The organism is Rhodococcus qingshengii JCM 15477 (assembly GCF_023221595.1).
Classification (GTDB): domain Bacteria; phylum Actinomycetota; class Actinomycetes; order Mycobacteriales; family Mycobacteriaceae; genus Rhodococcus_F; species Rhodococcus_F qingshengii.
Genome location: NZ_CP096563.1, coordinates 247,394 through 261,678, shown reverse-complemented (window position 1 = coordinate 261,678; position 14,285 = coordinate 247,394). Strand labels below are relative to the sequence as shown.

8 protein-coding genes are annotated in these 14,285 nt (G+C 63.9%); 1 reads left to right on the top strand and 7 read right to left on the bottom strand.

Annotated features, from left to right (window positions below; genetic code table 11):
• Positions 1-19: 19 nt before the first annotated feature.
• The gene (locus M0639_RS01110; RefSeq protein ID WP_007731813.1) at positions 20-931 is read left to right on the top strand and encodes a LysR family transcriptional regulator; all 912 of its coding nucleotides are present in this window, start codon (positions 20-22) and stop codon (positions 929-931) included.
• Here the strand turns inward: M0639_RS01110 and M0639_RS01105 are convergent.
• The 7 genes from M0639_RS01105 to M0639_RS01075 form a co-directional block, all read right to left on the bottom strand.
• Positions 928-2,469 (bottom strand): acyl-CoA carboxylase subunit beta, encoded by a 1,542-nt coding sequence (locus M0639_RS01105; protein ID WP_003943957.1) that lies wholly within the window; start codon positions 2,467-2,469, stop codon positions 928-930. The genes M0639_RS01110 and M0639_RS01105 overlap by 4 nt on opposite strands.
• A complete protein-coding gene (gene pks13 / locus M0639_RS01100; RefSeq protein ID WP_064073590.1) occupies positions 2,466-7,409 on the bottom strand; it encodes a polyketide synthase Pks13 in 4,944 nt (1,647 codons plus the stop codon). The genes M0639_RS01105 and pks13 overlap by 4 nt, the downstream gene beginning before the upstream one ends.
• Positions 7,410-7,446: 37 nt before the next feature.
• On the bottom strand, positions 7,447-9,336 hold the full coding sequence (fadD32, locus tag M0639_RS01095; protein WP_064073591.1) for a long-chain-fatty-acid--AMP ligase FadD32: 1,890 nt from the start codon (positions 9,334-9,336) through the stop codon (positions 7,447-7,449).
• A 182-nt stretch (positions 9,337-9,518) separates the two neighbouring features.
• Positions 9,519-10,514 (bottom strand): LLM class F420-dependent oxidoreductase, encoded by a 996-nt coding sequence (locus M0639_RS01090; protein WP_007731815.1) that lies wholly within the window; start codon positions 10,512-10,514, stop codon positions 9,519-9,521.
• Positions 10,515-10,719: 205 nt separating this feature from the next.
• Positions 10,720-11,673: a cutinase family protein gene (locus M0639_RS01085; protein WP_003943848.1), complete on the bottom strand. Its 954-nt coding sequence runs from the start codon at positions 11,671-11,673 to the stop codon at positions 10,720-10,722.
• 9 nt (positions 11,674-11,682) lie between these two features.
• Positions 11,683-12,234, bottom strand: a complete 552-nt coding sequence (locus tag M0639_RS01080; protein ID WP_003943980.1) for a DUF732 domain-containing protein — start codon at positions 12,232-12,234, stop codon at positions 11,683-11,685.
• A 106-nt stretch (positions 12,235-12,340) separates the two neighbouring features.
• Positions 12,341-14,224: an alpha/beta hydrolase-fold protein gene (locus tag M0639_RS01075; protein WP_003943922.1), complete on the bottom strand. Its 1,884-nt coding sequence runs from the start codon at positions 14,222-14,224 to the stop codon at positions 12,341-12,343.
• Positions 14,225-14,285: the final 61 nt, after the last annotated feature.

The window sequence follows — 14,285 nt, the reverse complement described above, 5'->3', positions numbered from 1 at the left end:
ATTCGGTAGCATTACTACTGTGTTGAATCTCGAAAGACTTCGCGCCCTGCACGCCGTCGCCGAGAACGGATCAGTAGCGGCTGCCGCCCGCACCTTGCATGTCACACCCTCCGGAATTTCGCAGCAGTTGAACAAGCTCGAGCGAGAGGTCGGTGTTCCGCTCCTCGAACCGCAGGGCCGCGGTGTGCGACTCACAGAAGCGGGCCGAATCCTCGCGCGCCGAACCGCAGAGGTTCTCTCGACGCTCGCCCAGGCCGAGGCGGAAATCGCGTCGCTGCAGAGCGAGGTGACGGGCCGCGTACGTATCGGCGCCCTGGTCTCCCCCAGCAGGACGGTGCTGCCGCGAGCCATCGCCGAAATCAGGCATGCGCACCCGCAGCTCGAAATCACCTTCAACGAAGGCGAATCCGAAGAACTGCTCCCCGCACTGATTCGCCGCGACCTCGACGTCGTGGTGGTCGACAGTTGGAGCACTCTGCCCGTCGAACTTCCCGACGGACTCTCCTTCACGCCCGTGTACGACGACGTGGCGCTGCTCGCTCTCCCGGCGTCACATCCGCTGGCGGAGAACAAGGTCGTCGCGCTCAGCGAGCTGTCCGAGCATGCCTGGGCGACGTGGACACGGGGAACGGACTTTCACACCTTCACCGTCCGGACCCTGCGCGCGCAGGGGTTCGACCCACGAATCGAGTACGAGGTCGCCGAGTTTCCCACCCAGGTCGAATTCGTCGCTCAGGGCCTCGCCGTCGCATTGATTCCACGTCTGGCGAGAGTTGTACCGCCGGAAGGTGTTCGAATGCTCGACACGGTTCCGCCGCTCGGCCGAGACATCTACCTCGCCTGGCGGACAGACAGCGAAAGGCCGGCCGTCCTGGCGGCGATAGAAGCGCTACGCCGCCAGTTCGACGCCCTCGGTGACAAAAAGAACTAGAGCGGCATCAAGTTGTGCTTGCGCGGGTTCTTGAAGATCGTCTTGTCCGCGAGCAACTTCAGAGCCTTACGGATCTCGAGACGCGTCTGCGAAGGCTCGATCACCGCGTCGATGTATCCGCGCTCGGCCGCGATGTACGGCGTCGCGACGAACTCGTTGTAGAAGTTGATCAGCTGAGCACGCACCGCGGGTGCATTCTCACCGGCCTCGGCGAGCTGACGCCGCCCCATGATGTTGACGGCACCCTCGGCGCCCATCACGGCGATACGAGCGGTCGGCCACGCGAGGTTGATGTCGGCACCGAGCTGCTTGCAGCCCATGACGGCATAACCGCCGCCGTACGCCTTACGAACCACCACAGTCACCTTCGGCACAGTGGCTTCGATGTACGAGAACAGGAAACGCCCGCCGCGCTTGATGACGCCGACCTTTTCCTGATCGACGCCGGGAAGGAATCCCGGTGTGTCGACGACGAAGACGAGCGGGATGTTGAAAGCGTCGCACAGACGCACGAAGTGGGCGGCCTTGTCGGAGCTGTCCGCGTCGAGGGCGCCACTGAGGTACGTGGGCTGGTTGGCCACGACACCGACGGGCAGGCCGTCGACGCGGGAGAATCCGGTGATCACGTTGTGCGCGACCTGGGCTCCGATTTCGTGGAAAGTGCCGTCGTCGAAGATCCGCAGAATGATGTCGTGCATGTCGTAGCCGGCGTTGTCGGCATCCGGCATGAACGCATTGAGTTCGAGATCCGACTCGGTGATCTCGGGTTCGAGGCCCGGGTTGATCAGCGGCGCCTTCTCCTGGCACGACGACGGCATGAAGCTCAGGTACTCACGCACCCAGTCGAAGGCAGCCTTCTCGTCGGGAGCGACGTGATGGATGTTTCCGTACTCCGCCTGCTTGCGGGCTCCACCCAAGTCCTCGAGGCTGACCTCTTCGCCGGTGACCGACTTGATGACGTCGGGTCCGGTGACGAACATGTACGACTCTTCGGTCGCGACCACGACGTCCGTGTTGATCGGGGCGTACACGGCACCGCCGGCGCATTTACCGAGGATGACCGAGATCTGCGGGCACAGGCCGGACAACGGCTCCTGACGTGAACCCATGTTGGCGTACCAGGCCAACGAGGAAACGGCGTCCTGGATGCGAGCTCCACCGGAATCGTTGATACCGACGACCGGGCAGCCCACCTTCAGCGCAAAATCGTTGACAGCTGCGACCTTACGGCCGAACATCTCTCCGGCGGCACCGCCGAACACCGTCTGATCGTGCGCGAACACGGCTACCGGACGCCCGTCGACGGTTCCGTGACCGGTCATGACGCCGTCGCTGTACGGGTTGCCCTCGCCCGCCATCTTCACCAGGGCACCGATCTCGATGAAGCTACCGGGGTCGAGCAACATGTCGATGCGCTGGCGCGGCGTGCTGTGCCCTGCTGCATCGCGCTTGGCAATGGCCCGAGCCGAGCCGGGTTCCTTTGCCTTCTCCAACTTTTCGCGGAGTTCAGCGAGCTTCTCCGCGGTGGTTGTCGTCACTTCTGAACTCCGGTTTCCGCTGCTTTGGTCTGAGCTGTCTCGATCTGGGCCAGCTTGGTGGTGAGGTCTGCCGCAACCTTCGCGATGTACGGCTCGTCGACGATCTGCAGGTGGTCCCCGCCGATGTAGACGACCTCGAGGTTCTTCACGTAGTCACCCCAACCACCATCTGCCTTGCGGGTCTTGAATGCAGGCTCGAGCGTCATCAGCTCGTCGTGGTACTTGTCAGCCATGTAGAGCACGACGTCGCCGTCGTAACTGCTGAACTCGGCCGTCTGGATGGCGCGATTGTCCAACCACGACGTCCGCTGATGCTCGATGATGCCGCCGGGAATCTTGGCGCCGCTCATCTTGATCATGTCCATCAAGATCTGGATCTGATCCTCGTCGGCTTCGGTGGAAGCCAGAACGTCAAGCGGCAGCGGCACATCCAGGTTGTAGGTGCGCTTGGCGAACTTGCCGTAGCGCTCCCAACGCTTGCGTCGTTCCGCCTCGGTGTCCGGCACGACCTCGCCGGCCATGACGGTGTCGAGCAGCCCGACCACACGCACGTCGGCACCCTGCTCGCGCAGCAACTTCGCGACCGCATACGACATCACGCCACCGAACGACCAGCCACACAGCACGTACGGCCCGTCGCCCTGGATCTCACGCAGCAGCGGAACGTAAGCAGCAGCGCGGGTTTCGATCGAGCCCTCGACCCGCTCGAATCCGTACATCGGCGTGCCGGCGGGCAGGCGCTTGAGCAAAGGCTCGTACGTCACCGTCGAACCACCGGCAGCATGGAAGACGAATACCGGTACGGCAGTGGAACCTTCGGGGCGGGCACGCAGAGTACGCACGAGTCCGTCGATCTTGCCGTCGTCCTCGAGGTACTGGCGAACGACGTCCGCAAGCTCTTCGATGGTGGTGGAGTCGAGAACGTCGTCGAGAGTGATCTCGCCACCGGCACGCTCGGAAAGCCGAGCAGCAAGCTTCTCGGCGACCTCGTCACCGACGATCGGCAGATCGTTGAAGATGCCCTTGGCCGACTTCCCGGTGACAACCGCCCACGTCGCAAACGTCAAGCGCTCGGCCGCATCTCGCGGCGGAACGTCCGAGCCTGCGTCGTCGGCAGTTCCGGCTCGAGAAGGATCGGAAGGCGCAGCTGCAACCGGAGCAGTGGTAGGTAGTTCCACTGCCACCTCGGCGGGAGCAACATCCTCGTCAGCAGCGTCGGCCGCCAACTTCTCCGCGGCCTGCTTGTCGGCCATCGCCTGAACCTCTTCGCGATTGTCGATCGCGTAGCGCAGGTACTTGTTGACCTCGTTGAGGCTCGCGTCCTTGACTGCCTGGAGCTGGAGCTGCGGAATGTCGAACTCGTACTCGACGCGGTTCTTGATACGCATCGCCATGAGCGAGTCGAGACCCAGTTCGATGAGCGGAACCTCGGCCGGCAGATCCTCCGGCGAGTACCCCATCGACTCGGCTACCACGATCTTGAGGCGGTCGTCGAGGCTCTGCGAACCGTTCGGATCCCACTTGTCTCCGGCGTCTTCGACGACCTCGGCCAGGGATTCCATCGGCGCACTGGTCTTGACCGGCGCGCTGACGACCAGCTCGGGCAGCGGCTCACCCGACGTGACGACGGCGTCGAAGAGCAGACGGAACGTAGCACCCTCACGAGCGTGCACCTGCACCGACGCTCCACCCGGATGCGGGTTGAGTGTCGTCGTCAGGGTCGCAGCGCCGGCCAGCTCACCATGGGGAACGGCAGCGGTGAGAGCGACATCCGAGAGCACCTGTCCGGCAGCAGCGCTCACGAGCACAGCCAGATCGGTGACGGCGGATGCGTCGACCTCCCACACGTGGCGGCCGTCGGGCAGAGCGACGTGCGAACCCGGTACGCGAGCCGAACCGCCGGCACTGACGCGAATGTCGAGCCAATACGGCTTACGCAGGAATGCGGTACGCGGAACCGAAGCGAAATCGCCTGCGGGAAGCAGAGACTCGAGGTTCACGGCATGGCCGTGCACGTACAGCTGCGCGAGAGCGGCAAGAACACCCGCGGACTCGTCTTCCTTACGCTTGAGCGTCTGGATGAGCTCCATGTCGTGCAGGCCCGAATCGAAAGCGGTAGCCGCCACCGACATCAGCGTCACCGGATTGGGTGCAAGCTCGACAAAAGTGGTGTGGCCGTGGGCAACTGCACCGCGTACCGCATTGGTGAAGTACACGCTGTGGCGAAGACCCTTGACCCAGTACGCCTCTTGATGGATCGGCTCGTGACCGGGACGGTAGAAAGTGTCCTTGTCGACGGACGAGTAGACGCCGAGCTTCAACGTGGTCGGCTCGATACCGGCCAACTCCGCGGCAAGCTCGCCGAGCAACGGATCGACCTGTGAGGTGTGGCTGGCACCCTTGGTCTGCAGGACACGCGCCATCTTGCCGTCGGCCTCGGCGGCCGCGACGATCGCCTCGATGTCCGGCTGTGGTCCACCGATCACCGTGTGCGTCGGAGCTGCGTAAACACAGACCTCGAGCTTGGGGTACGTGGGCAGTAGCGCCTCGATCTCGGATGCGCTGTACTCGAGCAGAGCCATCAGACGGATGTCGTCACCGACAAGTGCGCCCTCGGCCTCACCCATCAGCCGTGAACGTGAACAGATCACGCGGACAGCGTCTTCCAGGTTCAGGCCGCCGGAAACGTACGCGGCAGCGGCCTCACCCATCGAGTGCGGAACCACGGCTTCGGCCTCGGCGCCGTGGTGACGCAGCAACGCGGCCAGACCGACCTGGATGGTGAAGATTCCCACCTGCGCGGTCTCGACGTTGTACTCGATCGAATCGTCGAGGAACATCTCGACCATCGAGTAACCGGCCTCGTCCTGGATCAGCGCGTCGACCTCGTCGACGGCCGCCTTGAAGGCCGAGTTCTCCGTGTAGAGCTGCTTGGCCATCTTGCGGTGCTGCGAGCCGAAGCCCGAGAACACCCACACCGCGCCCTTGGGCGACGGCGAGTCGGCGGAGAAGACTCCTTGAGCAGGCTTGCCTGCGGCGACGGCGCGCAGCGAGCTGATGGCCTCGGAGCGCGTCTTCGCCAGAACAGCGGCGCGCGAGCGTCCGTGGTTGCGACGCGCGAGTGTGCGGGCGACGTCGGCGAGGGGCGTCTTGCTTCCCTCTTCGGTTTCGAGCCAGTCGGCCAGATCAGCGGCTGCGCGGCGACGACGCGACGGCAGCGCACCGGAAACGGCCAGCACAACGGTGCTCTCGTTCTCTGCTGCCGGTTCGTCGACCACCGGGGCATCCACAACCGGTTCATCGACTACCGTCTCGGCAGGCACGTATTCCTTGACCACGACGTGCGCGTTGGTTCCGCCGAAACCGAAACCGGAGACACCGGCGACAGCCTTGCCGGTGTAACGCGGCCAGTCGGTGGCCTCGGGCGTCACCTGCAGGTGCGACTTCTCGAAGTCGATGTGCGGGTTCGGGCCCAGGTAGTTGATCGTCGCGGGAATCTTGTTTTCCTGCATCGCCAGAACGACCTTGATCAGGCCGGCGGCACCTGCAGCTGCTTCCAGGTGCCCGAAGTTGGTCTTCGCGCTACCGAGCAGTGCCGGCTTGTCGTCGTCACGACCACGACCGACGACACGACTGAGCGCGTCGGCCTCGATGGGATCACCGAGATCGGTACCCGTTCCGTGCGCCTCGATGTAGTCGACGGTGGTCGGCAAGATTCCGGCGTCGCGGTACGCGAAACGCAACACGTCGGCCTGGGCATCGGGATTGGGTGCGAGCAGACCGTTGGAACGGCCGTCCTGGTTGACCGCGGATCCGGCGATCACCGCGAGGATGGAATCTCCGTCACGCTCGGCGTCTTCGAGACGCTTGAGCACGACGAGTCCGCCGCCCTCACTGCGAACGATGCCCTGAGCCTGAGCGGAGAAGGCACGCAGTTTTCCGTCGGGAGCGAGCATCCCGGTCTGATCGAAACCGAGGGTTCCGGGAGGGGCCAGCAGCATGTTGACGCCACCGGCCAGCGCGATGTTGGAGTCACCGCTGCGCAGCGAGCGCACAGCCTCGTGAACGGCAACCAGCGAAGACGAACACGCGGTGTCCAGAGCGATGGACGGTCCACGGAAGTCGAAGAAGTACGAGACCCGGTTCGCCACGATGGCCGTCGACGTTCCGGTCAACGCGTACGGATGCGCCGTCGTCGGATCACTGACCGCGAGCAGCTGGTAGTCGTTGGCGGAACTGCCGATGAAAACACCGACCTGCTTGCCCTTGAGCCCACTCGCCGGAATGCGAGCGTGCTCGAGTGCTTCCCACGCGAGTTCGAGTGCGAGGCGCTGCTGCGGATCGACGTTGACGACCTCGAGCGGAGACATCGCGAAGAACTCGGCGTCGAAGCCCTTGACGTCGTCGAGGTACCCGCCTTTGGTGTTCGCGTTCTCGACCGCGGCCTTGATGGCGGGATCCGACATGAACTCGGCCCAGCGGTCCTCGGGGAGGTCGCTGATGCCGTCGCGTCCGGCCGCCAGCATTTCCCACATGTCCGAAGGCGTGTGCCCGGCACCGGGGAATCGTGTGGACAGTCCGACGATGGCGATGTCGTGAGCGTCCGTCGTGCCGCCTGAGACGCAATACGAGGCGTCGACGGTCTCCTCCGGCGCCTCGGGCTCACCTTCGATGATCCGAGTAGCCAGCGAAGCGATGGTGGGGTGTTGATAGGCAACCGTGGCGGTCAGCGTGACGCCGAGCAGATCCTCGATGTCTCCGCTCAGAGCGACTGCGTCCCGCGAGGCGAGCCCGAACTCTTCCATCGGGCGATCGTCCGTGATCGAACCCGCCGGCTGTCCGGTCGCGTTGGCGATCCAATTGCGAAGCCACTCACGCAGCTGCGCGACACTCATCTCGCTCACAACGTCTTTGCTCTGCGCACCATCTTGTTCAACCATCAACTCACCAAGCCACCGATCATGAAGGGACTGCTCCTCAAACGCTATCGGGGAATGCGGTCTGCTGATAGCCGCCTCGCAACGTTCCCTCGATATAGCTCGCCTTACACGCGCGGCGAGCGATCTTGCCGCTGGACGTACGCGGAATCGAACCCGCGGGGACGAGCAGGATGTCTCGGGCCGTAACACCGTGACGGGAAGAAATCGCCGCACGCACGGTGTCCGCGATCGGCTGCGGATCGGCCTTGCCTGCGCCGGGAGCACGCTCGGCCACGATGACCAACTGCTCCGAGGAATCGTCGTCGTCGAACTTCAGACCCGAGTGCGTGTTGGAGAACACGACGGACGGCAGCTGGTTGGCCGGTACGGCAAACGCAGCGATGAAGCCGGGGCGCAGAGCCGGGCTGGCTTCCTGAGCCGAAGCCTCGAGGTCCTGCGGGTAATGATTGCGACCGTCGACGATCACGAGGTCCTTGACGCGCCCGGTGATGTACAGCTCGCCGTCGACGTAGACGCCGAAGTCGCCGGTACGCATCCAGTTGGCATCCGTCGGCGTGCCCTCGGTGTGGCTGTCTTCGCTCAACCGATTGTCCAGCTTGTTGTGGAAGGTCTCCGCCGTCTCGTCGGGGCGACCCCAGTAGCCGATACCGATGTTCTCGCCGTGCAACCAGATCTCGCCGACGTGATTGTCGGGGACCTCGGTCAGCGTCTCGGGATCGACGATCGCCGCCCACTGACTGCGCGAGACGTACCCACAGGAGACCTGCGCGATTGCGTTCTCGGAGTACTGGTCGACGATGACCATGCGTCCCTTGTTGAGTTCCGTGCGGTCGACGTAGATGACCTTGGCCTCGTCGGAATGCTTGGTCGAGGAGACGAAGAGCGTCGCCTCGGCCATGCCGTACGACGGCTTGATCGCAGTCTTGGGCAGACCGTACTGAGCAAAAGCGTCGTTGAACTTGCGCATCGACGACGTCGTGACCGGCTCACTGCCGTTGATCAGTCCGATGACGTTGCTCAGGTCCAGGGTCTCGCCGTCCTTCGGCAGGCCACGCGCGGCAGCGTGCTCGAAAGCGAAGTTGGGAGCGGCAGCAAAGGTGCCGGCGCCGTCGGAAACCGCAGCAAGTTCCTTGATCCACCGGTACGGCCGCTGCACGAAAGCGCGCGGGCTCATGATGGTGATGTACTTGCCGCCCAGAGCAGGCAGGATGACCGTCAGCAGGCCCATGTCGTGGAACAGCGGCAGCCACGTGACACCGCGTGAGTCCTCGTTGAGTTCGATGGAGTCGACCATCTGGAGCGCGTTCGTTCCGACAGCACGATGGGTGATCTCCACGCCGGCGGGAACTCGGGTCGAACCCGAGGTGTACTGCAGGTACGCGATGTCGTCGAGTTCGATGTCGGGACGAACCCACGTTTCACCGACGGTATCGGGAATCGCGTCGACGGCGATGATGCGCGGACGCTCGGCAGCGGGAAGCGAGCGGAACAACTGGCGAACACCGGCCGCCGACGATGCGGCAGTCAGAATCGCAGTCGGCTTGCAGTCACCGAGAACAGCGTGAAGACGGTCGGTGTGACCGGGCTCGTCCGGATCGAAGAGCGGCACCGCGATGGAACCGGCCTGAATGGCCGCGAAGAACGAAATGACGTAGTCGAGTCCCTGCGGAGCAAGAATCGCGACGCGGTCGCCACGCTTGGTGACCTGCTGCAGACGGGCTGCAACAGCGCGCAGACGCACACCGAACTGCTCCCAGGTCAGCTCCAGGGCTTCACCGTCACGCTCGCGTGAGTAGTCGATGTACCGATACGCGAGCTCGTCCGCGTTGACACGCGAGTGTTGCTCGACGTAGTCGACCAGCGTGAAGCCTGGTTGCAGGCGGATCTGGCCCTTCTCGTCGAGAAAGCCATCGAACAGCGCGTTCATTCCATCTCCTCCGAAGCGATCACACAAGCACTGTCTTTCATGCCTGCGCCCCAGACTTCCTTCGCTCTCTCGGGTCCATCTTCGATCAATCGAATCGCACTTTGTGCGCAACTCACCTGAATCACTTCATCGATCCCAAACCATCGATATGTTACAGATTCGCATCGTCCGTATTCTCCGGCCTACTCGCCCGCCAGTAACGGGATGATCGGGGCGAACGCTTCCATCTGCGTCGGGAAGACCCCGACGTACGACATCGACGTCTTCTCGCGGACCAGTCGAATCTGGTCTGCGATTTCCTCGAAAGTGCCCACAGCCAGGTATGGAGAGTTCAACAGCTCCTCCACGCTCAGCTTACGATCCACTTCGATGTTCGGCGGAAAACCTTGGTCCAGAGCGGCGATTGCCATTTCGGCAGCCTGCTCTCGATCGTCGGTGATCATGATCATGGTGATGGTCCAGTTGAGTTCGATCTCATCGAAACGCTCGCCGGCAGCTTCGCGGATCCGCTCGACACGTTCGATGGTCTTTTCCATCGTGATTCCGGAGAGCAGAAGCCGCCCGTCACGGTTGGTCGGTGTGGCGACCGAGATGATGTCCGCGTACTTCGCCGCGAGAGCAAGCATCTTCGGGCCTCCGCCGCCCACGATGATCGGTGGCCGCGGGCCCTGCCGCGGTCGCGGGCTGCCCTTGAGGCCGCGCACCTGATAGTGCTTGCCTTCGAAAGTGCATTCCTGCCCGCGCAGAAGAACGTCGAGAATCTGCAGAGACTCCTCGAGCTTCTCGATGCGAACGCCCGGACTTTCGTAGGCGATGCCGCCCTTGTCGAACTCTTCCTTCATCCAGCCCGCACCGATACCGAGTTCGAGTCGACCACCGGACAGCACGTCGATTGTCGCCGCGTCCTTCGCGAGCACAGCAGGATGACGGAAGCCGTTGGCCAACACGGCGGTGCCGAGACGAATCTTGTCGGTGGCCACCGCGAGCGCTCCGAGAGCGGCGATCGGGCCGACCTGATTACCCAGGTGATCCGGAATCATGAACGAGTCGTAGCCGAGTTCCTCGGCCTTCTGCGCGAGCTTGACGAAGCGTCGCGCACCACCCTCTTCGGCGTTGCCCTCGCCACCGGCCGCAAACCGAAATTTGCGTAGGGCATCGCTGCCGTGGGTGGAACTCATATATCGATCTCCTGTGATGGACACGTACGTCGTACTCGAACTACAAACTCGGACAAATCGAACCTACTCGCCAGTCACTTACGTGACAGCACTGTAGAGGAAGCCCCCGGACCGTGCAGCACTCTACCGGGACCAAACGAGCAGATTACCCGCGAGCGAACTCCCGAGACGCCCGATTGTGACGAATCAACAGTGCGGCGGTGACTCAACTGTGGGGCGGCGTCGGTGCAGCGTCGATCTTCTCCGCAGCCCACTGTGCCATCCATTGGGTGGCCGTCGTGCCGTTCGGATCGACTTGGAAGGAGTTGTACATCGCGTGCACAGGGTTGTTGTAGTACTCGAGCAGTCGCGGCGCCGAACTCAGCCAGTTGGTCGGGTTGAGAGCGGCTGCCGGCGCGTCGCAGATACCGTCGCTCGGCGCGCAGATCTGATAGGTCCGATCGTTGAGGTCACCGAACCCGCCGGGCCTCGGGCCGGTCATCGTGAGACCGGGCAGCTTCAGCCCGTTCAGCGACAGCTCGGCGCCGACACCGGCAACGCTCGGGCCAACGGTGTTCCCGAACGCCGGATCGCGCCGACCGTCGGCGATCAAGCCGACGCCCAGAACCAGATCGGCAGGCACCGCGCCGGTACCGTCGCCGATACTCGCGGCGACGTCACCCGCGATCACCGCGCCCTGGGAAAATCCAGTCAGGACGTAACTCGTGAGCGGGCACTCGGCGTGCCGCTTCATCAGAAAGTCGTTAGTGGCAGCAGTTCCCGCAGCCCGACTGTTGTTGTAGGACTGCTGTCCGTCCGGCGGGATCGCCACCGGATTCGAAAACTGTGCGACATACGGAACGGTGTAGACGTCGGCCCGTGAAGTATCGAACTTCTCCTGCAGAGGACGGGTCACGTTCAGCATCAACGACGCCGGATTGGCCGTCGGGTTGTACGGGTCGTCGGTAGCGCTCGACTCCCACGTACCCGGTATGGCTACTACCTGGACATCGGGGCAACTGGCCGGCTGAGACACCGGAGGCTCCGGGCTCGGCGGGATCGGAGTCGGCGAAGGCACCCGCCCGGCCAGGATGTACCAACCGCCGATCACGACCGCTGCGACCACAAGAATGATCAGCAGCGGGATCAGGCACCCACGACGCTTTCCAGACCTCGCCATGACCCGCGCCTACTTGCAGTAGGTGGCGTTGGCGACGTCGATGTAGATCTGAGCGTTCGCACCTGCCTGCTCGGGAGTGATCTGCTTGCCTTCCGCCGACGCTTCCTGGCCGACGAAGGCGGTCACGAAGGTCAGGACCTCGTCGTCGGTCTGAGGACCGGCAGCGCAGATGTAATTGGCCGTGTTGACGGCGATGCTTCCGTCACCGGCTGGGGTGATGCCCTTCGCCTTCAGTCCGTCGAGGAACTTCTGTGCCTCGGGACTGACCTCGACGACTGTGGGACCCGGGAAGCCCTCGATGCTCTGCGGCTGCTCCGGCGGCGCGGTGGCCGCGGCTCCCGGACTGGTGGGCGCAGCCGACGCCGTCGTGGTCGCAGAGGCGGACGCAGATGCCGAACCGCTCGAGGACGAAGCCGCCGCGGACGTCGTGGTGACCGGATTGGAGGTTGCAGTGGAGTCGTCACTACCGCACGCGACAAGCGCGCCACCGGTGGCGAGCGCCAGGGCGCCGACCGCGATCGCGCGTGCACAGGTGTTTCGGTTACCCGAGAAAAGCGACATCAATGTCCGTCCTTGCCTTCAGTCGAAAGTCCATCAACAGGTTACGCAACGCACGCGGGCGGGCACCGATCCGTGATCGGGCCCGCCCGTCGTGCACCACTGTGAGTTAGTGAACTTCTGTCTTGTCACCGATCACCGTGATGTAGCCGAACTGGAAGTTCTGCTGGACACCACCGGGAATGTCGAACTTGTCACTGATCGGGAATCCGAGTCGTCCACCTTCGTATCCGACGCTCTTCCAACCGTCGAACAGCGGACCGTTCTCGACGGACCATGCACCGGTGCCGGGGCTCCAGTAGATGTTGCCGCCCTCGAACTCGGTGAAGCGTCCGTTGTCCTTGATCGGAACCTCGTTCGACTTCGGGAATCCGAGCCAGCCGTTTTCCCAGCCGAGTTCGCCGTACTTGCCCATGATCATTCCGAGAACCGCGTGAGTTCCATTGGCGCTGCTGTACATTGCGCCGATCTCGAATCCCTGGACCTTGCCCGGCTTGCCGGGGGTCGCGATCTCGTCGGCAGTCGGGTAGCCGAGCGGGCCACCTTCCCAACCCTGTGCGGACCACTCGGCGAGGATGTCACCGCTGACGGGGTGAGCGCCGGTCTGCGGGGTCCAGTAGATGGAGCCGTTCTGGAAGTGGTTGAAGCGTCCGCGTCCGTCGGGGGTACCGAGTTCGGGGGTACGCGGGAAGCCGAGCGGGCCGGCCGCTGCTCCGGTGTTCATGTACGCGCCGGCGATACGACCGGCGACGGGCTGGGCGCCCGTTCCACTGGTGAAGTAGATGCGACCGTTGCGGAAGTCCTGTGCCAGGCCACCCGCGACGCTGTACTCGGGGGTGATGCAGTCACCGATCCAGCCGTTGGCTGCGGCCGTCGCACCGATCTCACCCGAAGTGCCGCAAGCCGGCTTCTCGACCTCGACGCCGATGGCGTTGGCCAACTGCGGCCACAGCTGATGAAGCTCGAACTGCCAGTACGGCCACGAGTGGGTTCCGGACGGGCGGTAGTTGACCTGCGCGGGGATTCCGAGCTGGTTGAGCTTGGTCGCGAAGGTCTGCGAGGTCAGGCGAGCGAGGATCTCGAGGCCCATGCCTGCGTAGTTGGTGCTCACGCCGGGAATTCCCGACGGCTGGTCGTACGGGCCGGTCGTACCGCTACCACTCGAGACGTACAGGCTGACGCCCTTGAGCTTCTCGGCGAGCGCGTACGGATCGTGTGCAGCCCACTGCGGGTTTGACGGCGGTCCCCACATCGCGGCGGAGTTGTATCCACCGGCGTCGGTCATCGCGAACTGGATTGCCTGAGGCATGCCGAGCGAGGTGGTGGTGAGGATGCCGGAGAGCGAAGCGGCGAACTTGAAGAAGCCGGGGTTGCGCGCCGTGAGGAACATGGCGGACGTGCCGCCCATCGACAGACCGACGACACCGCGTGTCTGCGTGGTCCGCCAGTCCTTTTCGAGGATGGGGGGCAGTTCCTTGGTCAGGAACGTCTCCCACTGGTAGTTCTTGCCGTTGTCGGGCTGGAGCCAGTCGGAGTAGAAGCTGGACTGACCGCCGACCGGGAGGATGACGTTGACGTTCTTGTCCGCGTAGAAGGACTCGGCGTCGGTCTCGTAGGTCCAGGCGTTCTCGTTGTCGGTCGCGCGAAGACCGTCGAGCATCCAGACCGAGGGGAAGCTGGCCGACGGATTGACGTTCCAATCGCGGGCCAAGAGGATCTGCACCTGAATCGGGGTGCCCATCGCGGGAGAGTTCACCCACAGCGCGACGCGACGCTCGCTGAGCCAGTCGACCTTCGTGACCGCTGCTCCGGTGGGGTTCTGGGTGGCGGCCGGTGCGGCCTGAGCAGGTGCCGGCGCGGCTGCCGCGGTTCCGGCCGTCGTCAAGCCCGCGGCGATCGGCAGAACCAGCATCGCTGCCAGTGCGCCGACGACCTTTGTCCGGAAGGTTGCCCGGGACCGGCGACGGTCCTCCGTGGCAAGGCCTACTCGCATGAGCTCACTCTCTTTCCTTACGTTCGGTCCGCGCGTCGATCGTGTGGCCGCCTGAGCAGCC